The organism is Bradyrhizobium sp. USDA 10063 (assembly GCF_054063735.1).
This window is the reverse complement of the sequence record NZ_JBSSGP010000002.1, coordinates 9048311-9072018: the sequence shown is the minus strand read 5'-3', so window position 1 is coordinate 9072018 and position 23708 is coordinate 9048311. Positions and strand designations below refer to the sequence as shown.

Sequence of the window (23708 nt, the reverse complement as noted above, 5' to 3'; positions counted from 1 at the left end):
AAGCGTCAAGCTAATCATTGCGGCACGCCTGCGCAAACTGATCTCACCTTCTACGGGAAATCGCGCTTGCGCACCCGGTAAACTTTGGCAACATTGGCATGCAATATGCTACCAAACAGCGCGCATCGCGGGACCAAGACGGGGAACAGGTTCAAAATGTCGGTACGTCACCATCTGCTTGCGGCAATAAGTCTTGCCATCGTCGCGATCACGACACCCGCTTCGGCCCAGACGCTGCGCTACGCCAATCAGGGCGATCTCAAATCTCTGGATCCTCATACGCTGAACGAGACCACCACCCATGCCCATCTCGGGCAGGTCTATGAAGGCCTCACCGCGCGCGACAAGGATCTCAAGATCATCCCGGCGCTCGCCGAAAGCTGGGAGACGCCGGAGCCGACCCGCTGGCGCTTCCATCTGCGCAAGAACGTCAAATTCCATAACGGCGATCCCTTCACCGCCGACGACGTGGTGTTCTCGGCCGACCGCGTCCGCGCCAAGGGCTCCAATCTGCAGACCCGCATTCCCGCCGACGCCAAGGTCGTCAAGGTCGACGACTACACTGTCGATTTCATCCTGACTTCGCCCAATCCCATCCTGAATTCGCAATGGGATACCTGGTACATCATGGACAAGAAGTGGGCCGAGGCGAACAACGCCACGCAGCCCACGCCGGCGTCCGCGACGGCGCCGAGCTTTGCCTCGCTGAACGCCAACGGCACAGGGCCTTTCATGATCGAAAGCCATCAGCCCGGCGTGAAGACGGTGTTCAAGGCCAATCCGAACTGGTGGCGCAAGCCTGAACACAATTTGAAGGAAATTGTCTTCACCCCGATCAGCTCCGATGCGACCCGCGTCGCCGCGCTGCTGTCGGGCGAGGTCGATATCATCGAGCCGGTCCCGATCCAGGACATCTCGCGGGTCGATTCCAGTCCGAACGCGCAGGTGCTGAAGGGGCCTGAGATCCGCACCATCTTCCTCGGCATGGACCAGACCCGCGACGAATTGCTCTATTCCAACATCAAGGGCAAGAACCCGTTCAAGGACGTCCGCGTCCGCGAGGCCTTCTACAAGGCGATCGACATCGAGCTGATCAAGAACCGCGTGATGCGCGGACTGTCGACGCCGTCGGCGCTGATGATCGCGCCGCAACTGTTCGCGCTGTCGAAGGATTTCACCCGTCCGAAATTCGATCCTGACGGCGCCAAGAAACTCCTGACCGAAGCAGGCTATCCCGACGGCTTCGAAGTCACCATGGACTGCCCGAACGACCGCTATGTCAACGACGCCGCGATCTGCCAGGCCGTGGTCGGCATGCTCGCCCGTATCGGCGTGAAGGTAAACCTGCTGGCGCAGCCGAAGGCGCAGTATTTCGCGAAAGTGCTGAAGCCCGGCGGCTACCAGACCTCGTTCTACATGCTGGGCTGGACGCCCGGCACGCTCGATTCGCACAATGTGATGTACGACATCATGGGCTGCCGTGACGATCCGAAATCGGCGCGCGGCGAGACCAATCTCGGCGGCTACTGCAACAAGGAATTCGACGCGATCGCCGACAAGGTGCTGCAGGAGACCGACACCGCCAAGCGCGACCAGTTGATCAAGGCCGGCTTCGAGATCGCGATGAAGGACTGGGCCTATATCCCGCTGCATCAGCAGGCGCTGGCCTGGGGTGTCTCGAAGAAATTGAAAGTGGTGCAGCGCCCGGACAACCAGGTGCTGCCCTACTGGATGGTCAAATCGGAATAAAGCTTCGCCGCTCGAAGGTCCCGGCAGCCCCGCGCTCCGGGACCTTTTGCTTAGCGAGGTAAATCGCAAACGCTCCGGGTGAAAGGAACAGATGCTCGCTTTCACGCTTCGCCGCGCCGTTCAGGCCATCGGGGTGATGATCGCCGTCGGGATCATCGCCTTCGCGATGTTCCGTTTCGCCGGCGACCCCGTCAGCCAGATCGTCTCCATCGACACGCCTGCGGCCGAGCGCGAGGCGGTGCGCAAATCACTCGGTCTCGACGATCCCGTGCTGATCCAGTTCGCGCGCTATTTCGCCAATGCCGCGCAGTTCAAGTTCGGCGTCTCCTACCAGTTCCGGCAGCCGGTCTCGACGCTGCTCGCCGAGCGGCTGCCGGCGACGCTGGAGCTTGCGATCTGTGCCACGATCTTCGCGATGGTGTTCGGCATCCTGATGGGCGTCTACGCCGCGCTCAGGCGCGACACCCTGCTTGCCAAACTATGCCAGGCGGTCTCGCTGATCGGCATCTCGCTGCCGACCTTCCTGATCGGCATCCTCTTGATCTACCTGTTCGCGGTGACCTTGGGCTGGCTGCCTTCCTTCGGCCGCGGCGAGGTGGTGCGGATCGGCTGGTGGACCACCGGCCTGCTCACGGTGTCCGGCCTCAAGGCACTGATCATGCCCTCGATCACGCTCGGCCTGTTCCAGATGACGCTGATCATGCGGCTGGTGCGCGCGGAGATGCTGGAAGTGCTGCGCACCGACTATATCCGCTTCGCCCGCGCCCGTGGGCTGACCACGCGCGCGATCCACTTCGGCCACGCGCTGAAGAACACGCTGGTTCCCGTCATCACCGTGGCAGGCCTGCAGTTTGGCTCGGTTATTGCATTCTCGATCATCACCGAATCCGTGTTCCAGTGGCCGGGCATGGGATTGATGTTCGTGCAGGCGGTGCAAAACGTCGATATCCCGATCATGGCGGCGTATCTTCTGATGGTCTCGCTGATCTTCGTCACGATCAACCTGGTGGTCGATATCCTCTACACCATCGTCGACCCGCGCCTGCGCGCCACCGTCAGCCGTCCGGCCTGAGGCGAGAGTTTTGATGTCTGATGCCGTCGTCCAACAGCAATCTGAGAGCGCGCGTGCTGGCGCGGGCTGGTTCCGACGCGCGGTCGACAGCGACCTGTTCTATTCCTTCCGCCGCTCGAAGCTGACGATGCTGGCGGCCGCCGTCACCGTGCTGCTCTTCCTGCTCGCGATCTTTGCCTCCGTGCTCGCGGTACAGAACCCGTTCGATCCGGCGCAGCTCCAACTGATGAATTCACGCATCTCGCCGCTCTGGACCGCCGACGGCCAGAGCCCGTTCCTGCTCGGCACCGACGAACAGGGCCGCGACGTCTTCTCTGCCATCCTCTATGGCCTGCGCATTTCGCTCATCGTCGGCGTGCTCGGCGTCGTCTTCGCCGGCGCGATCGGGATCACGCTCGGGCTGATCGCGGGCTATCTCGGCGGCGCCGTCGACGCCGTGATCATGCGCATCGCCGACGTGCAGCTCACCTTCCCGGCGATCCTGATCGCGCTGATCGTCAATGGCGTCGCCAAATCCGTGTTCGGCAACCGGCTCGATCCGATGAGCATGCTCGCCGTACTCGTGGTCGCGATCGGCCTGAGTTTCTGGGTGCAATATGCCCGTACCGTACGCGGCTCGGTCATGGTGGAGAAGAACAAGGATTACGTCGCGGCCGCGCAACTGATCGGCCTGCCCGCGCCTAAGATCATGCTGCGTCACGTGCTGCCCAACACGATGGGCCCGATCCTCGTCATCGCCACCATCAACCTGGCGCTCGCGATCATCACCGAGGCGACGCTGTCGTTCCTGGGGTCCGGCATGCCCGACACCATGCCCTCGCTCGGCACGCTGATCCGCATCGGCAACAATTATCTCTTTGCCGGCGAATGGTGGATCGTCGCCTTCCCGGGCATTGCGCTGGCCGGCCTGATTCTCTCAATCAACCTGCTCGGCGACTGGCTGCGCGACGCGCTCAATCCGAAGCTCCGATGACCGTGCCCGTCCTCTCTGTGCGTGACCTGAAGGTGGAGTTCGTCACCCGCCGCGCGACGTTGCGCGCAATCGACGGCGTCTCCTTCGATATCGCCAAGGGCGAGGTGCTGGGCGTGGTCGGTGAATCCGGCGCCGGCAAGTCGGTCACAGGCCTCGCCGTGATTGGCTTGATCGATCCGCCCGGCCGCATCTCCGGCGGCGAAATCCTGCTCTCGGGCATGCGCATCGATCACCTGCAGTCGGAGGAGATCCGGCGCGTGCGTGGAAAGCGCATCGGCATGATCTTCCAGGATCCGCTGACAAGCCTCAACCCGCTGTACCGGATCGGCGACCAGATCGTCGAGACCATCCGCACCCACACCAACCTCTCCGAAAGCGCCGCGCGCAAGCGCGCCGTCGACCTGCTTGCGGAGGTCGGCATCCCCGCGCCGGAAAAACGCGTCGATGGCTATCCGCATGAATTCTCCGGCGGCATGCGTCAGCGCGTCGTGATTGCGCTCGCGATCTGCGCCGAGCCGGAACTGATCATCGCCGACGAACCGACCACCGCGCTCGACGTTTCCGTACAGGCGCAGATCATCGCATTGATCAAACGGCTCGGCCGCGACCACGGCACCGCCGTGATGCTGGTGACCCACGACATGGGCGTGATCGCCGAGACCTGCGACCGAGTCGCAGTGATGTATTCCGGCCGCATCGCCGAGATCGGCCCGGTGCAGGACGTCGTGCGCAATCCGCTGCATCCCTACGCCAAGGGCCTGATGGGCGCGATCCCGACGCTTGCCGGCGAGGACAAGCGGCTGGTGCAGATCCCCGGCTCGATGCCGCGATTGTCGGCGATCCCGCCGGGCTGCCCGTTCAACCCGCGCTGCGCCTTCGCCTTCGACCGCTGCCGGGCGGAGCGTCCCGAGCCGCTTCCGAGCGGCGCGCAGGCCGTCGCCTGCCATCTCTACGATCGCGCCGCCAAGGAGAGCGCGGCATGACATCGTTCATCCAAGTCAAGAAGCTCCGGCGCGTGTTCGACGTCTCGAAGCCGTGGCTCAACCGCGTGCTCGAAGGCGGCCATCTCGAATTCCTGAAAGCGGTCGACGGCGTCACCTTCGATATCCGCAAAGGCGAGACCTTCGCGCTTGTCGGCGAATCCGGCTCGGGCAAGACCACGGTGGCGCGCATGGTGGTCGGGCTCCTGCCGCCGAGTTCGGGCGAGGTCGTGATCGACGGCGTCTCGATGACCGATCCCAAGCAGGCGCAGGCGCGCCAGCGCTTGCGCCGCCGTATCCAGATGATCTTCCAGGATCCCTATGCGAGCCTCAATCCGCGCTTCCGGGTCGATGCCATCGTCTCCGAGCCGATCCGCGCTTTCGACCTGATCGAGGGCGAGCGCGACATCCGCGCCCGCGTCGGCGAGTTGCTCTCGCTCGTCGGGCTGCATGCCGATGACGGCCTGAAATATCCGCACGAATTCTCCGGCGGCCAGCGCCAACGCATCGCGATCGCCCGCGCGCTCGCCTCGGAGGCCGAGTTCATCGTCTGCGACGAGCCGACCTCGGCGCTGGACGTTTCCGTGCAGGCGCAGATTCTCAATCTGATGCGGGACCTGCAGGACAAGTTCGGCCTCACCTATCTCTTTATCAGCCACAACCTTGCTGTCGTCCGCCACATGGCGAGCCGGATCGGCGTGATGTATCTCGGCCGCATCGTCGAAGTCGCGGAGGGCCGCGCGCTGTTCAATAATCCGCGCATGCCCTACACCAAGATGCTGCTCGGCGCGGTTCCCGATCTCGCAATGAGCGGCCGCCAGCGCATTCCCGTGAAGGGCGAAATCCCGAACCCGATCGATCCGCCGCCGGGATGCGCCTTCAACCCGCGCTGCCCGCTGGCGTTTGACCTGTGCCGCCAAAAGGCGCCGGAGTTGATCGATGGCGTGGCCTGCCATGCGGTGAACGTACCCACGGAGACTGCCGTCCCAATATGATGTGCCTGCATCGGCTACGAATTCTTCACCTCTCCCGCTTGCGGGGGAGGTCGGCGCGTAAGCGCCGGGTGGGGGCTCTCTCCTCGCAAACGAGCCCATCGTGGAGACACCCTCGCCCCAGCCCTCTCCCGCAAGCGGGAGAGGGAGCGCATCTCGCACGCGGATACAGTTCGGACTGATCCTTTTGGGGTTGAGCCATGCCGGCTGCGCCGTTGGCAGCGCCTCGCGCCTGTGATCAAGTGCGCCCGCAAGAACAACCGGTGGCCAGCCATGAGCAACATCAATCCCGATCCATTTACGACACGCCCCGAGATCGAAGGCACTTTCGGCGTCGTCACCTCGACGCACTGGATCGCGACCGCGGTCGGGATGGCCACGCTGGAGAAAGGCGGCAACGCCTTTGACGCCGGCGTCGCCACCGCCTTCACGCTGCAGGTGGTCGAGCCGCACCTGAACGGCCCCGGTGGCGACGTGCCTGTCATCGTGCACGATGTCCGGCGCGGCAAGACCGAGGTGATCTGCGGCCAGGGCCCCGCGCCGGCGAAGGCGACGATCGCGCACTATCGCAGCGAAGGGCTGGAGATGGTCCCCGGCACCGGCCTGCTCGCCGCCTGCGTGCCCGGCACGTTCGAGTCGTGGATGCTGCTGCTGCGCGACTACGGCACATTGCGCCTGCGCGATGTGCTGGAGCCCGCGATAGCCTACGCCCGCGAAGGTTTTCCGCTGGTCGAGCGCGCATGCGCCACCATCAAGACTGTCGAGCAACTGTTCCGCAAGCACTGGCCGACCTCGGCCGACGTCTATCTGCCCAACAACGAGGTGCCCAAGCCGGGCACGATCTTCACCAACAAGCGGCTTTCGGAAACCTACGCCCGCATCCTGCAGGAGGCGGAAAGCGCAGGGACTGACCGCGTCGCGCAGATCGAGCGCGCGCGGCAGGCGTGGTCGAAAGGGTTCGTTGCGGAAGCGATCGACAAGTTCTGCCGCACGCAGGAGGTGATGGATGTCTCCGGCTCGCCGCATCGCGGCGTGCTCTCGGCCGACGACATGGCGCGCTGGCAGCCGACGATTGAAGCGCCGCTCACCTATGATTACGGCCTCTACACCGTGTGCAAGGCCGGCGTCTGGAGCCAGGGCCCGGTGATGCTGCAGCAGCTCGCACTGCTGAAGGGTTTTGACCTCGATGGCCTCGACCCCGCCAGCGCCGATTTCATCCACCTGCAGATCGAATGCGCCAAGCTCGCCTACGCCGATCGCGAGAAGTTCTACGGCGATCCCAACTTCACCGACATCCCGATCGGGACGCTACTGTCGGACGCCTATAACGACGAGCGCCGCAAGCTGATCTCGAAAGACAAGGCGTCGCTCGATTTCGTTCCCGGTTCGGTCGAAGGCTTTGGCGCGGTCGTAAAACTGCGGCGCGCGGAGGGCCATCGCGAAGCTGTCGGCGCGATGGGCGCGGGCGAGCCGACCGTCGGCCGCTTCGGCGAGGTGCGCGGCGACACCGTGCATTTCGACATCATCGACAAGGCCGGCAACATGATCTCGGCCACGCCCTCCGGCGGCTGGCTGCAGTCCTCGCCCGTCATCCCCGAGCTCGGCTTCTGCCTTGGCAGCCGCGCGCAGATGTTCTGGCTGGAGGAGAACCACCCAGCTTCGCTCGCGCCGGGCAAGCGCCCGCGCACCACGCTCTCTCCGACCCTGGCGCTGCGCGATGGCGAGCCATATCTGGCCTGGGGCTCGCCGGGCGGCGACCAGCAGGACCAATGGATCACGCAGTTCTTCCTGCGCCACGTTCATGCCAAGCTGAACCTGCAGGAGGCGATCGACGCGCCGGCGTGGCATTCCGAGCACTTCCCGATCTCGTTCTGGCCGCGCACCGCGCGCCCGGGCGTGCTTGTCGTCGAAGGTCGGGTGCCCAAAGCGAGCATCGACGAATTGCAGCGCCGCGGCCACATCGTCGAGGTCGGCCCCGACTGGTCGGAGGGCCGCCTGACCGCGGCGTCGCGTGTCGGGCGCAAACGCCGCGCCGCCGCCAATCCGCGGGGCATGCAGGGTTACGCCGCCGGACGATGAGGGCGAAAACGCTTAAGCTGCGCTCTGCCTGTCCCTCATGGTGAGGAGGCGCGCAGCGCCGTCTCGAACCATGAGGCCCGGCTGGTGGCCTCATCCTTCGAGACGCGCTGCCGCGCTCCTCAGGATGAGGGGCTACTTCCGGCTCGCCAAGCTAAATCACCAACTCCCGCAGCACGCGGCGGCAATCCATCTCGTATTCGAGATCGACCACCGGCGGCCGGGCGAAATGCCAGGTCAGGCCGGAACGGGTGGCGCCGCGGCGCACCAGTTCATCAGCGAGATGCGGATGGAAATCATGCACGGTATAGGCATGCACGCCGGTGGTGTCCTGCCAGGTGAAGCCGAATTCGGCGAGCCGCCGCTCCATCTCGCCGACGGTGAAGCGCACCTTCTCCTTCCACGCCTCCGGGCTCATGTCGCGATAGCGCACGATGCGCTCGGGATAGCTGCCGGCACCGCCGCGCGCCTCGGCGCCGCCGGCGATCACGAAGGATGGCGAGGTGCCTGTGCTCGGGCGCGTGAACGAAAACGCGTAGAATGACGGCTCGGCGGGTGGATCGATCTCTGGGCAGACATTGCTGCGCGCCACCGGATTGGTGGTGCCATCGAACAGCCCCCACTCCGCGAGCGTCTTCACATAGTGCTCGTTGAAGGCGCGAAAGCCCTGCTCAGACACCGCTGCCGGCGAACGCAACTCGCAGGCGCAGAACGAGGTCAAGGGCCGTCCCGCCGCCTGGATATGGCTTGCGATCCGCGCAAAGCCTTCGGCAAGCGGCACCACCCTGTCAAAGCGCACGCGCTCGATCTCGAAGCCGGGATTGGCGGCCGCGCCACTCGAATACTGGAACACGGCCGGAATGAAACGATAGTTGCCGGGCGCGAAATCACTCACCATGTTTGTTTCCCCTAAAGCTCAGTTGTCTGTGCGCGCATGCTCAAGAGCTTGCGACTTTCTAGCAAGGAAACTCGCCGTCGTCCCGGACAAGTGAGCGAAGCGAACGCCGATCCGGGATCCATAACCACAGGCACATGCGATGAGCGAAGCTGCAACCGCTTGCTCGCGCCACAACCGCTCCCTGTGGTTATGGGTCCCGGGTCAAGCCCGGGACGATGGCGGTGATGTTTTGAAAAAACCAAAAGGGCGACAACGGTAGAACCGTCGCCGCCCTTTCGCTGAGACTTTGGGGCCAAGAAGTCTCAGGTAGGCTTGAGCGCTCCGCCACCGCCGAGCTCGTAGTCGGCGATCTGCTTGTTGCGCTCCGAAGTCGCTTTCGCCCGGTGATCGGTGGCGATCGTCACGTAGACCGCGGGCAGCACGAACAGCGTGAACAGCGTGCCGATCAGCATGCCTGCGACCACGACGAGGCCGATCGAGAACCGGCTGGCTGCGCCGGCGCCCGATGCCGTCAACAGCGGGATCAGGCCGGTGACCATCGCCGCCGTGGTCATCAGGATCGGACGCAACCGGATGCGGGCCGCCATCTCGATGGCCGAGCGGCGGTCCAGCCCCTCGTTGAGCTGCAGCTCGTTGGCGAACTCCACCATCAGGATGCCGTGCTTGGTGATCAGGCCGACCAGCGTCAGCAAGCCGACCTGCGTATAGATGTTCATCGTCGCCACGCCGAAGAACAGCGGGATCAGGGCGCCGACGATCGCCATGGGCACGGAGACCATGATGACCAGCGGGTCGCGCAGGCTCTCGAACTGCGCCGCCAGCACCAGGAAGATGATGATCACGGCGAACGCGAAGGTGATGACGAGCTGGTTGCCCTCCTGCACATATTGCCGCGAGTCAGCCAGATAGTCGTGGCTGAAGCCGGCCGGCAGCTTCTTGGCCTCGCTTTCGAGGAAGTCGACCGCCTGGCCGACCGTCACGCCCGGCATCGGCACCGCCGAGAACGTCGCCGAGTTGAGCTGGTTGTAGTGCGTCAGCGCGTTCGGATCGGTGCCCGTCTCGATCGAAACGACGGTCGAGATCGGCACCAACTGGCCAGTGTTCGTCGGCACGTAGTAGCCGCCGAGCGCTTCCGGCGACAGACGCACGGCGCGCGGCACCTGCGGGATTACCTGGTAGGAACGGCCCTCCAGGTTGAAGCGGTTGACGTAGTTGCCGCCGAGCAGCGTAGCCAGCGTCGCGCCGACCTGCTGCATGTTGATGCCGAGGTCGCTCGCCTTGGAGCGATCGACCCGGACGCGCACCACCGGCTGGTTGAAGTCGAGATCGCTGTCGGACACGATGAACATGCCGCTCTTGCGCGCAGCAGCCTTCAGTTTCTCCATCTGCTCATAGATGGCCTGGAAGCTGACGGTCGAATTGATCACCATCTGCACCGGCAGGCCGCCCGGACCGCCCGGCAACGGCGGCAGGTTGAACGCGAAGGCATTGACGCCTTCGATCTTGGACAATTCCGCCTGCACCAGCGGCTTCAACGCAATCGACGAACGCTTGCGCTCATCCCACGGGGTGAGCAGCATGCCGGCGATGCCGCTTTGCGCGCTCGGCGTGCCGTTCAGCACAAAGCGCAGATCCGTTTCCGGAAACTTCTGGAACGCCTTGTCCATCTTCTCGCCGTAGAAGTCGATGTAGTCGATATTGGCGTATTTCGGCGCCTTGGTGAGCGCGAACACGATGCCCTGGTCCTCTTCGGGCGCGAGCTCCTTCATCGTGTGCATGTAGAGGAAGCCGACGAGGCCAAGGATCGTGAGCGCGAACAGACCGGTGATCGGACGGTAGTCGAGCGAGCGGTCGAGCTTGCGACCGTACCAGCGCGTCAACGCACCGAACACCCGGTTGACCACCCGCGCGAAACGTCCTTCCTCGGTGTTCTTCAGGAGCACCGAGCACATCATCGGCGACAGCGTCAGCGCGATCACGCCCGACACGATCACCGAGCCCGCCAGCGTGAAGGCAAATTCGCGGAACAACGCACCGGTGAGGCCGCCAAGGAAGCCGATCGGCGCATACACCGCGGCAAGCGTGATGGTCATGGAGATGACCGGACCCACGATCTCGCGCGCGCCTATTAGTGAAGCCTGTACCGGTGTCTTGCCCTCCTCAAGGTGGCGATGGATGTTCTCCACCACGACGATCGCGTCGTCGACCACGAGACCGATCGCGAGCACCATCGCGAGCAGGGTCAAGAGGTTGATGCTGAAGCCCATGATCAGCATCAGGCTGCAGACGCCGATCAGCGACAGCGGGATCGTTACCACGGGGATGATGACCGACCGGATCGAGGCCAGGAACAGGAAGATCACCACGATGACGATCACGACGGCTTCGCCGAGCGTCTTCTCCACCTCGTCGATCGACGACTGAATGAACTTGGTGGAATCGTACGCCACTTTCATCTTCAGCGACGGCGGCAGGTTGCGTTCGAGCTCCGGGAACAGGGCGCGGACGCCCTTCACCAGGGTCAGCGGGTTGCCTTGCGGGGTCGCATTGATGCCGATGAAGATCGCATGCTCGCCATTGAACGCGACGCTTGCGTCCGTACTTTGTGCGGCAAGTTCGACCTGCGCGATATCCTCCATCCGGACAAAGCCGCCCTCCTTCGACTTCACGATCATGCGCTTGAACTCGTCGATATTGCGCAGATCGGTGTTGGTCGAGACGTTGGAGACGATGTAGTAGCCCTTGGATTGGCCGGCGGCGGCCTGGAAGTTATTGGATGCAATCGCCTGCGCAACATCCGTGGGAGACACGCCGCGGCCCGCCATCTTGACCGGGTCGAGCCACAATCGCATCGCGAAGGTCTGGCCACCGAGGATGTCGGCGGAAGCCACGCCGTCAACCGTCGACAGTAGCGGCTGAACCACGCGCGTGAGGTAATCCGAGATCGCCGATCCCGACAGCTCCTCGCTGGAGAAGCCGAGATACATCACGGCCGTGGTCTGACCGGTGGTCTTGGTCACGACCGGGTCGTTCGATTCCTTCGGAATGAGGTATTTCACCGAATTGACCTTGGCCAGCACCTCGGTCAGCGCCTGGTTCGGGTCGAAGTTCAGCTTGATGTAGACCTGGATCGTGGAGGTGCCGAGCACCGAGGACGAGGTGATGTAGTCGACGCCTTCGGCCGAGGCGACCGCCTGCTCGATCGGCGTCGTGATGAAGCCCTGGATCAGGTCGGCCGACGCACCGGGATAGCTGGTGGTGACGTTGACCACCGTGTTCGACAGTTTCGGATATTGCCGGATCGGGAGCACGGTCGCCGCACGCAAGCCGATCAAGAGGATCAGCAAGCTGACGACGACCGACAGGACCGGCCGCTTGATGAAGATGTCGGTGAAGGACATTTACCGGGTCCTGGTTCTCAATAGCGCGGCGGTTCGGCCGGGATCGGCGGCGTCGGTTCGGTGGAGATCGCAACCGCGGCGCCCGACTGCAGCTTGATCTGACCAAGCGCCACGATGCGGTCGCCAGCCTTCAGGCCTCGGATGATTTCAGTACGGCCGCCAGATCGCTTGCCGGCCTGCACGAAGGTGCGCACCGCCGTCAAACTGGTCTTGCCGTCGTTCTCCTTCTTCTCAGTGATCAGGTAGACCGAATCGCCATACAGCGAGTAGTCGACCGCGGTCTCCGGGACCGTGATCACCGGGGGCTTGTCGGGCAGCACCACCGTGGTGGTCGCGAACATGCCGGGCTTGAGGATCTTTTCCGGGTTGGCGACCGTGGCCTGCACGCGGATGTTGCGGGTGTCGGTCGCGACCTGCGGCTCGATCGTGGTCAGCTTGCCCTCGAAAACGCGATCCGGATAGGCGTCCACCTTGATCCGGACGGTCTGGCCGACCTTGAGCTGGCCGCTGTCCTTTTCCGTCACCGTGAAGTTGTCGTAGAGCATCGAGAGATCGGTCAGCGACACGACCTGGTTGCCCGCTGTCAGGTATTGACCGACCTCGACCCTGCGCACGCCAAGCTCGCCGTTGAATGGCGCGCGGACCAGCTTCTGCGAGATCAGCGCCTCGGTCTTGGCAATGCCGGCCAGGGCCTGGTCATACGCAGCCTGGGTCTGGTCGACGGTGGCCTGCGGTCCGAAATTGCGCGCCGCAAGCTGCTTGGCGCGTTCGAGCGAGAGCTGCGCCACGGTCGCCTGCGCCTTGAAGCTGGCGAGGTCGCCCTGCTCCGGCCCGTCGAACAGTTGGACCAACGGCGCACCCGCCTTCACCTCGGCGCCCGCGGTGAACAGGATGTCGGTGATGCGTCCCGAGACGTCGGAGGTGACGTTGACCTGATGCACGGCGGCGAGTTCACCGACCGCGGTCAGCAGGTTGGGCACGACTTCCGATTTCGCCTCGGCCGCGTTCACCGTCACCGGCGGCGGCTTCATGTTGGCGAAGAACTCGCCGATCATCTTGGCGCGGAAATAGTTGAACCAGACCAGACCGCCGACCACGACCCCCAGCAGCAATCCGACGATGATGAACCAGCGCCCCATCCTGACCGGCCGCTTGTGCGGCTTTTTTTCGATCGGTTCGCCCTTGATATTGGTTTCGGTCACGATGTTCATGTCATGCACTTTCTGCAGTTACCGATTGTCCCTGGCTCGGTGACGGCTGGCGGTTCAAATGAAAAGAGATTGCGGATTCGGTGAGTCCGATGCCGCGAAGGATGAATTCGCAAAGCTGGCGCTCGAGGTCGGGCGCGTTGTCGTAGGTGAGACACGGCGTCGTCGGCAGCCGGCTCAGCGCCGACATCAGCACGACATGATGCGCAAACCAGAACAGGTTGAGCGGCACGCTGCCGATGCGGGTGGCGTCGCCGGCAGCAACTGCGCGCTCCATCGATGCGGTGAAGATCGGCGCGATCAGAGTACCGACCTTGTCGTAGAGCAGCCGCGCGAACTCGCCGTCGTCGAGATGGCTCGATGTCATCAGCCGCAGCCGCTGCGCCTCTTCCTCATCGGGGACCTGCGTGATCTCCAGGAAGTGGCCGACCATGCCCTTCACGAGTTCGACCAGCGTTGCGGTCGACGGCTCCTGCCCGAGCAGGTGCGCGAGATCGGGATCGGCTTCGCATTCCTCGGCGAGGATTTCGGCGTAGAGCGCCGCCTTGGACGGGAAGTGCTTGAACAACAGCCCTTCCGAAATGGAAGCGGCGGCCGCCACGCTCTTGGTCGTGGTGCCGGCAAAGCCATGGCGGGCGAAGCATCGCTTGGCGGCGCTCAGGATCAACTGCCGCCGCAAGTCACTGGTCATGCGCAGGGTAGACATGCGGCGTGAGTAATCACTCACCTTAAAGAATGTCAAGAATTTACGGCAGTGCAAAAACAGAACTTAAGGTTGGGCCATGCCCCAAACACCCGATAAGGTCTTGTAGGGTCAGAGGGATATCCAGATGTCACACCTGACGAAAATCGGCAAGATCGGTGTCGCCGAGTGCCGGCGTTCCTTTACCCCCGAAGGGAACCTAAATCGGCTGGTAGCCTAGCGAGCCGCGCAGGCGGTTGACGATGAAGGTTCCGTCGCGATTCGACAACACCCGCTCCAGATTGGCGCCGTCGATCTTGACATTGGCGAAGCGCGGGCCGTGGCGCGGTTCCTTCAGCGACACCGCGAAGGCCTCGACCTCGGCCATGGTGGTGATCGCGCGACTGTCGGCGATGCCGCAGGCCTTGGCGACGCCGACCAGGTCCACCGAAGCGGCAGTATGGCTGACCTGTCCGCCGGTCTCGCCATAGGCTTCGTTGTCGAGCACGACGATGGAGAGGTTGGCAGGCTTCTGCACGCCGACGGTGGCGAGGCTCCCGAGCCCCATCAGCATCTCGCCGTCGCCGGTGATGACAACCACCGGCAGCTCGGGCTGCGCCAGCGCGAGCCCAAGCCCGATCATGACCGCGCCGCCCATGGCGCCCCAGAGATAGAAATTGCGGTCATCATCGCCCGCCGCGGCGATGTCATAGGTCGAGGCGCCGAGGCCGCCGACCGCGATCGCGCCATTGCGATCCTTTAGAAGGTGGGAAACGACCGCGCGGCGGTCCAGAAGATTTGCCTTGCTCATTTCACGAACACCTTTGCCCCGATCAGCCGCTGCGACAGCAGCACGGCGGTCGGCGTAGCAGCGTTATAGGCCTGCCCCGCACCGGCTTCGACAACCTCGCGCACCTCTTCAGGGTGCGTCGCACGCAACACCTTGACGCCGCAGAGCTCAAAGGCGGCCTGCGTGTTCGATCCCATCGGCACCTGCCACGGATTGAACTCACCCCATTCGCCGCGCATCGTCACCAGCGTCAGGAACGGGAAGCGGAACACTTGCGTCAGCGACAGCATGTTGATGCAGTTGCCGACGCCGCTCGACTGCATCAAGAGCACGCCGCGCTGGCCGCCGGCCCAGGCGCCGAGCAACAGCGCGATGCCCTCCTCCTCCGTCGTCAGCGGAATGCCGCGCATGGTGGCGGAGCCGAGCACGCGCTCGATCAGTTGCGAATGTCCGGCGTCGGGCACGTAAGGCACTTGGCGGACATCGAAGCGCTGCAATGTCGAGAAAATCTCCTCCGGCCAGGCAGGCTGGCTGTCGGAGGCAGTTTCAGTGCGGGCATGCATGGGCGTTTCCGAAGCAATAAGCGAGGCACGCGAACTGTAAAGCGGGCGGCACTTTCCGGAAGAACAAAAACGGCATATCAGTTCTCAAAAAGAGAATGGCAGCATGACAGGAAACGCACGAGAGCTGGCGGAGAGTTTCGACCTCGAACGGCTGACGCCGGAGTTCTATGCCAATCCTTACCCAACCTATCGTGCACTGCGGGATAACGCGCCGGTCAAGCGGCTGCCGAACGGCTCCTATTTCCTGACCCGCTACGACGACCTCGTCACCGCCTACAAGAGCACCAAGGCGTTCTCCTCCGACAAGCACAGGGAGTTCCTGCCGAAATACGGCGACTCTCTTCTCTACGAGCATCACACCACGAGCCTCGTCTTCAACGACCCGCCGGCGCACACCCGCGTGCGGCGCCTGATCATGGGTGCGCTGTCGCCGCGCGCAATCGCGTCGATGGAGCCTGATCTGATCCGCCTGATCGACGGCCTTCTCGATGCGATCGCCGCCAAGGGCAAGGTCGAGCTGATCGAGGATTTCGCCTCTGCGATTCCCGTCGAGGTGATCGGCAACCTGCTCGACGTACCCCACGACGAGCGCGGCCCGCTGCGCGACTGGTCGCTGGCGATCCTGGGCGCGCTCGAGCCGGTGATCTCGGCCGAACAGTTTGCGCGCGGCAACAAGGCCGTGAACGACTTCCTCGCCTATCTCGAGACGCTGGTCGAGCGGCGGCGCGCCAAGCCCGGCAATCCCGAACGCGACGTGCTGACGCGCCTGATCCAGGGCGAGGACAATGGCGAGCGGCTGACCGAGAAGGAACTGCTGCACAATTGCATCTTCCTGCTCAATGCCGGCCACGAGACCACGACCAATCTGATCGGCAACGGCCTGGTGACGCTGCTGCACTATCCCGATGAAAAGCAGCGGCTGATTACGCAGCCCGACCTGATCAAGACCGCGGTCGAGGAGATGCTGCGCTATGAGAGCTCGAACCAGCTCGGCAACCGCATGATCGTGGAAGAGGTCGAGCTCGGTGGCATCAAGATGCAAGCGGGCACGCCGGTGACGCTGTGCATCGGCGCCGCCAACCGCGATCCCGCGCAATTTCCGGACCCCGAACGTTTCGACATCGCCCGCACGCCAAACCGTCACCTCGCCTTCGGCACCGGCGCCCACCAATGCGCCGGCATGGCGCTGGCGCGGCTCGAAGGCGCAATCGCGATCTCGCGCTTCCTGGCCCGCTTCCCGAATTACGCCCTCGCCGGCGAGCCGACACGCGGCGGCCGCGTCCGCTTCCGCGGATTTTTGAACGTGCCGTGCACGGTCAATGCGTAGCGGCTGATCCGCTGGGCTGCAGCCCTTCTGTCACCTTGCATTGCAAAATCGATGCGGGCCATATAAGCGAGAAACGAACGATGTCCGCGCTTGCGCGTTGATATTTGCGGGCGACGAGAGCCAGTAGGAGGGAGCTGCCATCATGCTTCCGCACGGCCTTCGCCTTACAGCGTTCCTGCTTGGTGTCTCCGCAATCGCTTGGAGCGGCGGCTCGTTCGCCCAGGGGACCAAGGCTTTCCGCGGTGGCGGGGCTGCGCCAGCAGCCCGACCAGCAGGACCACCCCCGGCAATGGCGCGCCCTGCGCCACCCGCCATGGCCCGCCCCGTACCACCCCCGGCAATGGCGCGACCTCCGGCAATGGCGCGGCCGGCCGCACCGGCGATCCGTGCCGCTCCCCCGCCACAGCGGCCGGCCATGGCACCGCGTCCGGCGCCGCATATTGCCGCACCTCCGCGCGCGGCCGCACCACGCGTAGCCGGGCCACGACCTGAGATCCGCCGACCCGACATCCATCGTGGCCCGGCTGCGCCACCGCAGCGTCCGGCCACGGCAGGGCGTCACGGGCCCGACATCGCCGCACCGCCGCGCCCGACCCCATCGCCCGCTGTGGGCGCCCGGCCGTCGCCACAGGAGCAGATCGAAACGCGTGCGCAGCAGCGTGAGCAGCGAATCCAAAAGCAACAGCAGATGGTGCAGGAACGGCGGCGTGAGATGCTTTCGCGCCAGAGCGCAGAGCGCCAGACCCGCATCGATCGCCTGCAGCAGCGCGTGCAGCAATTGCAGTCGCAAAAGCCGGAAGGCGCGCGGGCGCAACGCGCGCAAGAGCGGTTGCTGCAGACACAGAACCGCCAGATCCAGCGCGAGCAGCTTATGCAGCAACGTGATCAGGCGCGGCTGCAGCGGCTGGCACCGCAGCCTTCGGCCGAACGGCCCGCCTCTGCTGAGGAGCGGCAGCGGGACCTGCTCTCGCGCCAGACCGCAGAGCGCCAAAGCCGCATCGATCGCCTGCAGCAGCGCGTGCAGCAATTGCAGTCGCAAAAGCCGGAAGGCGCGCGGGCGCAACGCGCGCAGGAGCGGTTGCTGCAGACCCAGAACCGCCTGCTGCAGCGCGAGCAGCTTGTTCAGCAACGTGATCAGGCGCGGCTGCAGCGGCTGACACCGCCACCTTCCGCCGAGCGACCCGCCGCTGCTGCGGCCCTTGAGGCTGCAGCACGCGGACGATTTGCCGCGCACTTCCGCAGCAATGATGCTCTGCAAGCCCAAGCGGCGCTCGCAGCCCGGGAGCAGGCCTGGGCGCCCCGCCATGCCTGGCGGCGCGGCAAGCACGCGGTGTTTGTTGCCTGGCTTGGCCCGGTGTTCTGGCCCTATGCCTATTCCGACATCTTCAACTACACCTTCTGGCCCTATGCCTACGAGCCCGGCTATTGGGCTTACGCTTACGACGACTTCGTCGACACCGTATTCTGGGGTGCCGACAGTCCGTATTCCGCCTACGCCCGATATCCGGATCCCGGCGAGGCGATCACCGGTTACCGAGGCCGCCAACGCCCGAGCGCGAACCTGCAGGCTTTGCGGCAAGTGTGCGAAGCTCCGGACAAGGGCGTGACCGCCTGGCCGATCGCCGAGATCACGGGGGCCGTACAGCCGACACCCGAGCAGCGCGCTCTGCTCGATGAATTGAAGGCCGCGTCGGCAAAGGCTGCCGACGTGTTCAAGCAATCCTGCGTCGATTCCTACGCACTGACGCCGCCCGGCCGCTTGCGGGCGATGACGAACCGCGTCCGCGCCACGCTCGAGGCGGTGAGGATCGTGCGGCCGGCGCTGGAGAGGTTCTATGACTCGCTGAGCGACGAGCAAAAGGCGCGCTTCAATGCGCTCGGTCCCAATGTCGGCGATCGTTCGCAACAGCAGCCGCAGCGGGAAGCGTCCGAGGCCTGCGGCGATCCGAAATCCAGCCTGACGCAGATGCCGATCGAACGCATCGAAGCGGTGATACGCCCTGCGGGCAAGCAAAAGGAAGCGCTCGACCGCTTGAGCAACGCGACGAAGAAAGCGGTGGCAGGGCTGCAGGCTGCCTGCCCGGACGAGGTGCCACTGACGCCGGTCGGACGGCTCGAGGCGATGGAGAAGCGGCTCGAGGCCATGCTGGAGGCAGCCGATTGGGTGCAAGCCGCATTGGACGAGTTCTATGGCACGCTGAGCAGCGAGCAGAAGGCACGCTTCAATACGCTGCCGCAGACTGCAGGCCAGTGACCACGCTTTCAGGGAGCCTTGAGTGCCGACCCTAAACCGCGGTCCGGTGCCGCTCGATGCAGATCCGCAAAACCTCATCCATCGGGCGGCTCCACCAGTCGTTGGAGAAGATTTCAATCTCCGAATAGCCGGCAAAGCCTTGCGCTTCCACTGCTGCGCGTACGGATTTGATGTCGATCACGCCGTCGCCCATCATGCCGCGGTCGTTGAGGATGTCCTTGGTCGGCACCAGCCAGTCGCAGACGTGGAAGGCGAGCAGGCGATCTCTGCCGGCGCGCGCGATTTGTCCCATCAATTCCGGATCCCACCAGATGTGATAGACATCGAGCGCGACGCCCAGCATGCCGCTGCGCTCCGGGTCCAGCGCATCGCAGATGTCGAGCGCGTGCTTTGTCGTGTTCACGCAGGCGCGGTCGCCGGCATAGGACGGGTGCAGCGGCTCGATCGCGAGCGGCAGCTTTGCCTCTCTCGCATAGTCCAGCATCTCGGCGATGCCGTCATGCACCTGCGTACGCGCTGCCATGATGTCCTTCGAGGCCGCGCTGCCCGGCCGCGAATATTGCGGCAGGCCACCGACCACAAGCACGATGCAGGACGCGCCGAGCGCCGCGGCCTCGTCGACGGCGCGGCGATTGTCGTCGCGCGCCTCATTCCGATGCGCTGCATCCGCGACGAACATGCCGCCGCGGCAATAGCCTGACAATTCGAGCCCGGCGTCGCGCACTGCGCGCACAGCGCGATCGAGGCCGATCGATGCGACCTGGTCGCGCCAGGGGTCGATGGCGCGGATGCCGTGGCGCGCGCAGGCCTCGATGATCTCGACCAGATTGCCCTGCTTGCGGACCGTCGCCGTATTCAGCGACAGCCAGCGGTGATCGGAAGAAAAATCGCGCATCAGGACTCAACGCCGCGCGTTGCCAGTACCGTCTTCATCCGCCTCGTCGCCAATTCCGGATTGGCGAGCAGGCCGGCCGCATCAGCCAAGCGGAACAACTCGGCGAGATGCAGCGTCGAGCGTGCGCTCTCCTGCCCGCCGACCATGGTGAAGTGATCCTGGTGGCCGTTGAGATAGGCCATGAACACGATGCCGGTCTTGTAGAACCGCGTCGGCGCCTTGAAGATGTGGCGCGACAGCAGCACTGTCGGCCCCAGCACGTCGTGGAACCCGGCTTCGTCGCCCGCGGCCAGCCGCGACAGCGCATAGGATGCCGCCGGCGCGATCGCATCGAAGATGCCGAGCAGCGCGTGCGAGAAGCCCTGCTCGTCGCCCGCAATCAGTTCGGCATAGTTGAAGTCGTCGCCGGTATACATCTTGACGCGCTGATCGAGCCGCCGGCGCATATCGATCTCGCGCTGCTTGTCGAGCAGCGACACCTTGACACCGTCGACCTTGGCAGCATGAGCGTTGATGATCGCAACCGCCGTGTCCATCGCCTTGTCGAGGTCGGACGTTCCCCAATATCCACTTAGCGCCGGATCGAACATGTCGCCGAGCCAGTGGATGATCACGGGCTCGCGAACCTGCGACAACACGCGGTCGTAGACCCTGACGTAGCCGTCCGCGCTGCGCCCGAGCTTCGCCAGCGCGCGCGAGCACATCAGGATGATGCGGCCGCCGACCTTCTCTATCGCGGCGATCTGTTCCTCATAGGCGCGGATCACGTCGTCCAATGTCCTGGCGTTCTCCACCGCGAGGTGATCGGTGCCGGCGCCGGAAAACACCAGTGCATTGCCCTTGGCCTTCGCCGCGCTCACCGAGCGCCGGATCAATTCCAGCGAGGTGGTCCAGTCGAGCCCCATGCCGCGCTGCGCCGTGTCCATCGCCTCCGCGACGCCGAGTCCGAGGTCCCAGACATGTTCGCGGAACGCGATCGTCCTGTCCCAGTCGACCGCGGCGGTGAGCCACGGATCGACATCGGCACGCGGATCGGCCACGACATGCGCCGCCGAGAACGCGATGCGGTTGAGCGTCCCCTCGAGCTTGGCGGGAAAGGCCCCGCGACGCCGCAAGACGATAGGTCTCGAGGTCGCCGCCTGCGGTCGGCAGCTTCAACGAGAGCGAAGACATCGGCGGGACGAGCTTGTTCATGATCCTGTCCTCACAGCCTGATCGGTTCGACGTCGATCCAGCGCCGCTCCTTCCAGCTCAGAAGCGCGCATTCGGCGAGCTGCACGCCCTTGGCGCCTTCGAGCAGCGTGTATTTGTAAGGCGCGCCCTCGCAGACGTGGCGGATGAACATCTCCCACTGCTCCTTGAAGCCGTTGTCGTAAGAGACATTGTCAGGCAGCTTCTGCCAGTCGGCATAGAAATCGTGCAGCCGCTTCTCGTCCGGATTCCACACCGGCCGCGGCGTCGCCTGGCGCGCCTGGATCACGCAGTCGGTCAGCCCCGCCACGGCCGAGCCGTGGGTACCGTCGACCTGGAAGGTGACGAGATCGTCGCGATAGACCCGCGTCACCCAGCTCATGTTGATGTGCGCGATCACGCCGCCCTTGAGCTGGAAGGTCGCATAGGCGGAATCATCGGCGGTCGCCTTGTAGGCCTTGCCCTTTTCGTCATAGCGCTCGGGAATATCGGTCGAACCGAGGCAGGAGATGCTCTGAACCTCGCCGAAGAGGCTGTCGAGCACGTAGCGCCAGTGGCAGACCATGTCGAGGATGATACCGCCGCCGTCCTCGCTGCGATAGTTCCAGGACGGCCGCTGCGCTTCCTGCCAGCCGCCCTCGAACACCCAATAGCCGAACTCGCCGCGCACCGAGAGCATGCGGCCGAAGAAGCCGGAGTCGCGCAGGAAGGCGAGCTTCTTCAGGCCCGGCAGGAACAGCTTGTCCTGCACCGTGCCGTGCTTCAGGCCCTTGGCGTTGGCGAGTTTCACGACCGCAACCGCCTCTTCCAGATTGGTCGCGATCGGCTTCTCGCAATAGACATGCTTGCCGGCGTTGATCGCCTTGGCCAGCAGCGAGGGCCGCGCCTGCGTGGTTGCGGCATCGAAGAACACGGTGTCGTCGGGATCAGCCAGCGCCTTGTCGAGGTCGGTGGTAACGCGCGCGATCTCGAAGCGCTGGGCCAGCGCGCCGACCTTCTCGGCGTCGCGGCCGACCAGGATCGGATCCGGCATGATGCGGTCGCCGTTCGACAACAGCACGCCGCCCTGGTTGCGGATCGCGACGATCGAGCGGATCAGATGCTGGTTGAGCCCCATCCGGCCTGTGACGCCGTTCATGATCAGGCCGAGACGTTTGGTGGTCATAGTGCTTGCTCCTGCAGAATTCTTGTCGTTGGCCGCTCGAGCGGCATCATCGTGGACCAGTCCGGATGGACAGAAGTGGCAAAGCCCGGCGTCGTCAGCGATCCCGTCAACAGATCGCCGTCATGGATGGCGAGGCGTACTTTGTCGCCGTCGCGGACGTAGAGATCAGGATGCGCCGAGAGGAATGCCTCGGCCTCCACGGCAGGCGTCTCGGCAAAGCCGTCGACATAGTGATGCCCGTTGCGCTCGGCGTGGGTGACGCCGATCAGCGCGCCGAGCGCGAGGTCCTGCTGCACCGCGAGTCCCGCCTGGCAGGTCAGGTCCTCGCCGCTGACAAAAAACGCTTCGCCATCCGCACTCCATTTGGCCGCGCGCGTTGCGTTGACGATCGACTTGTAGAGTCCCTTGCAGGATTTCGAGGAGATGCCGCGATAGCCGAGCGCCCGCGCCGCAGGGAACGCATCGTAGGAATCATCCGCCTCGTCGATGATGAAAGCGCGCGCCAGCGTGCCTAACGCCGACTGTCTTGTGATGTCGCGTGGCATCGGCTGCTCGATATAGAGCAGCTTTGCGGCGATCGGTTGCAATGCGCTATCGTGGTCGAGGCGATCAATCAGCGCGCCGAGCGCCGCAAGATCGGCATATTGCTCGTTGGCATCGAGCGTGACCTTGTAGTCATGCGGCAGCGTTGCCAGCTCGTTGCCGATCCGGATCAGCCGCGCCGCATCGTGCTCGGGATCGCCGTTGAGCTTGAGCTTGAAATAGCGCGCGCCGGCGTTCTCCTTTGCGTCGGCAACGCCGCCCTCGCCTTCGACCCTGTCGTCGAGGCCGACGGTGTGCCGGATCGCGACGCGATCGAGCCGCTTGCGCTCTGCAAGGAACGTCGCGATTTCACCGTCCTCCAGATCGTGCGACAGCCGCGCATCGACGCCCGCAATGTTCTGCGCCATGCCGTCGAAGAAGCTGACGCCGACGGCGCGCAACAGCGCATCCAGGATTGCCTTGTCGATTTCCGCCGGCCCATAGGCCGCCGCCAGCGGAGGAATGTCTTCTCTCGCGCAGGCCTCGACCTGCGCGCCAATGCACGCCGCATGCAGTCCGAACGCCGTCTCGAAGTCCGAATGCGCGAGATAGAATTCGCGCGCGATCAATAGCGACCGCCGGAGCTCCTGCACCGTCTCTTCCGGCGTAAGCTCCGGCCGCTTGTCGAACCATTTCGGCACCAGGAACTCGGCGCTCGCACCTTGCGCCCGCCCCTTCCCCTCGACCTCGATCTCGACCCGCACGAACGCCTGCGGCGTCGCATTCACCACGACCGCGCCGAAGCGGAACGGCCGGGCAAAGCTGACCGGGCGTTCGAACAGGGCGATATCTCGGACAATGAGACGAGGCGGCATCGACGCTTGTCTTTACAGCTGGTCGTTCTTTGATCGAGACGGTGCGACTTGCCTCACCTCTCCCCGGCGGGGAGAGGTCGGCGCGTAGCGCCGGG

18 protein-coding genes and 1 pseudogene are annotated in these 23708 nt (G+C 64.5%); 8 read left to right on the top strand and 11 right to left on the bottom strand.

Features of this window, described 5'->3' with window-relative positions; all coding sequences use genetic code 11:
* The first annotated feature begins 156 nt into the window (after nucleotides 1–156).
* The 6 genes from ACVJGD_RS44205 to ACVJGD_RS44180 all read left to right on the top strand — a co-directional run bounded on the left by ACVJGD_RS44205 (nucleotide 157) and on the right by ACVJGD_RS44180 (nucleotide 7845).
* On the top strand, nucleotides 157–1749 hold the full coding sequence (locus ACVJGD_RS44205; protein ID WP_456639957.1) for an ABC transporter substrate-binding protein: 1593 nt from the start codon (nucleotides 157–159) through the stop codon (nucleotides 1747–1749).
* A 91-nt stretch (nucleotides 1750–1840) separates the two neighbouring features.
* A complete protein-coding gene (locus ACVJGD_RS44200) occupies nucleotides 1841–2821 on the top strand; it encodes an ABC transporter permease (protein ID WP_456639956.1) in 981 nt (326 codons plus the stop codon).
* Between the two features lie 13 nt (nucleotides 2822–2834).
* On the top strand, nucleotides 2835–3794 hold the full coding sequence (locus tag ACVJGD_RS44195; RefSeq protein WP_456639955.1) for an ABC transporter permease: 960 nt from the start codon (nucleotides 2835–2837) through the stop codon (nucleotides 3792–3794).
* The gene (locus tag ACVJGD_RS44190) at nucleotides 3791–4777 is read left to right on the top strand and encodes an ABC transporter ATP-binding protein (protein WP_456639954.1); all 987 of its coding nucleotides are present in this window, start codon (nucleotides 3791–3793) and stop codon (nucleotides 4775–4777) included. Before ACVJGD_RS44195 ends, ACVJGD_RS44190 begins: the two co-directional genes overlap by 4 nt.
* The gene (locus ACVJGD_RS44185) at nucleotides 4774–5769 is read left to right on the top strand and encodes an ABC transporter ATP-binding protein (protein ID WP_456639953.1); all 996 of its coding nucleotides are present in this window, start codon (nucleotides 4774–4776) and stop codon (nucleotides 5767–5769) included. The genes ACVJGD_RS44190 and ACVJGD_RS44185 overlap by 4 nt, the downstream gene beginning before the upstream one ends.
* Before the next feature lie 270 nt (nucleotides 5770–6039).
* Nucleotides 6040–7845, top strand: a complete 1806-nt coding sequence (locus ACVJGD_RS44180; RefSeq protein ID WP_456639952.1) for a gamma-glutamyltransferase family protein — start codon at nucleotides 6040–6042, stop codon at nucleotides 7843–7845.
* Between the two features lie 151 nt (nucleotides 7846–7996).
* Here ACVJGD_RS44180 and cnbZ read toward each other — a convergent pair whose 3' ends face one another.
* The 6 genes from cnbZ to ACVJGD_RS44150 all read right to left on the bottom strand — a co-directional run bounded on the left by cnbZ (nucleotide 7997) and on the right by ACVJGD_RS44150 (nucleotide 15384).
* On the bottom strand, nucleotides 7997–8740 hold the full coding sequence (cnbZ, locus tag ACVJGD_RS44175) for a 2-amino-5-chloromuconate deaminase CnbZ (protein ID WP_456639951.1): 744 nt from the start codon (nucleotides 8738–8740) through the stop codon (nucleotides 7997–7999).
* Nucleotides 8741–9042: 302 nt separating this feature from the next.
* Nucleotides 9043–12141, bottom strand: coding sequence for a MexW/MexI family multidrug efflux RND transporter permease subunit (locus ACVJGD_RS44170; RefSeq protein ID WP_456639950.1), 3099 nt, complete (start codon nucleotides 12139–12141; stop codon nucleotides 9043–9045).
* A 17-nt stretch (nucleotides 12142–12158) separates the two neighbouring features.
* The gene (locus ACVJGD_RS44165) at nucleotides 12159–13352 is read right to left on the bottom strand and encodes an efflux RND transporter periplasmic adaptor subunit (RefSeq protein ID WP_456639949.1); all 1194 of its coding nucleotides are present in this window, start codon (nucleotides 13350–13352) and stop codon (nucleotides 12159–12161) included.
* A 1-nt stretch (nucleotide 13353) separates the two neighbouring features.
* Complete coding sequence (locus ACVJGD_RS44160) at nucleotides 13354–14055, bottom strand: TetR/AcrR family transcriptional regulator (protein ID WP_456639948.1); 702 nt, start codon at nucleotides 14053–14055, stop codon at nucleotides 13354–13356.
* Nucleotides 14056–14251: 196 nt separating this feature from the next.
* Nucleotides 14252–14842: a thiamine pyrophosphate-dependent enzyme gene (locus ACVJGD_RS44155; RefSeq protein ID WP_456639947.1), complete on the bottom strand. Its 591-nt coding sequence runs from the start codon at nucleotides 14840–14842 to the stop codon at nucleotides 14252–14254.
* Nucleotides 14839–15384: a phosphonopyruvate decarboxylase gene (locus ACVJGD_RS44150; RefSeq protein WP_456639946.1), complete on the bottom strand. Its 546-nt coding sequence runs from the start codon at nucleotides 15382–15384 to the stop codon at nucleotides 14839–14841. The genes ACVJGD_RS44155 and ACVJGD_RS44150 overlap by 4 nt, the downstream gene beginning before the upstream one ends.
* A 103-nt stretch (nucleotides 15385–15487) precedes the next feature.
* On the opposite strand from ACVJGD_RS44150, the gene ACVJGD_RS44145 reads away from it, so the two are divergent.
* Complete coding sequence (locus ACVJGD_RS44145) at nucleotides 15488–16711, top strand: cytochrome P450 (RefSeq protein ID WP_456639945.1); 1224 nt, start codon at nucleotides 15488–15490, stop codon at nucleotides 16709–16711.
* A gap of 164 nt (nucleotides 16712–16875) precedes the next feature.
* On the opposite strand, the gene ACVJGD_RS44140 is transcribed toward ACVJGD_RS44145, so the two are convergent.
* Entirely contained in the window at nucleotides 16876–17196 is a 321-nt protein-coding gene (locus tag ACVJGD_RS44140) for a hypothetical protein (RefSeq protein WP_456639944.1), read from the bottom strand.
* Between the two features lie 227 nt (nucleotides 17197–17423).
* On the opposite strand from ACVJGD_RS44140, the gene ACVJGD_RS44135 reads away from it, so the two are divergent.
* A complete protein-coding gene (locus ACVJGD_RS44135; protein WP_456639943.1) occupies nucleotides 17424–18965 on the top strand; it encodes a Spy/CpxP family protein refolding chaperone in 1542 nt (513 codons plus the stop codon).
* Between the two features lie 31 nt (nucleotides 18966–18996).
* Here ACVJGD_RS44135 and ACVJGD_RS44130 read toward each other — a convergent pair whose 3' ends face one another.
* From ACVJGD_RS44130 to ACVJGD_RS44115, 4 genes and pseudogenes are all read right to left on the bottom strand, one after another.
* Entirely contained in the window at nucleotides 18997–19860 is an 864-nt protein-coding gene (locus ACVJGD_RS44130; protein WP_456639942.1) for a sugar phosphate isomerase/epimerase family protein, read from the bottom strand.
* Nucleotides 19860–21054: pseudogene (locus tag ACVJGD_RS44125) on the bottom strand (dihydrodipicolinate synthase family protein). The gene ACVJGD_RS44130 and the pseudogene ACVJGD_RS44125 overlap by 1 nt, the downstream one beginning before the upstream one ends.
* A gap of 10 nt (nucleotides 21055–21064) precedes the next feature.
* The gene (locus tag ACVJGD_RS44120; protein WP_456639941.1) at nucleotides 21065–22216 is read right to left on the bottom strand and encodes a Gfo/Idh/MocA family protein; all 1152 of its coding nucleotides are present in this window, start codon (nucleotides 22214–22216) and stop codon (nucleotides 21065–21067) included.
* On the bottom strand, nucleotides 22213–23613 hold the full coding sequence (locus ACVJGD_RS44115) for a hypothetical protein (RefSeq protein ID WP_456639940.1): 1401 nt from the start codon (nucleotides 23611–23613) through the stop codon (nucleotides 22213–22215). Before ACVJGD_RS44115 ends, ACVJGD_RS44120 begins: the two co-directional genes overlap by 4 nt.
* Nucleotides 23614–23708 lie beyond the last annotated feature (95 nt).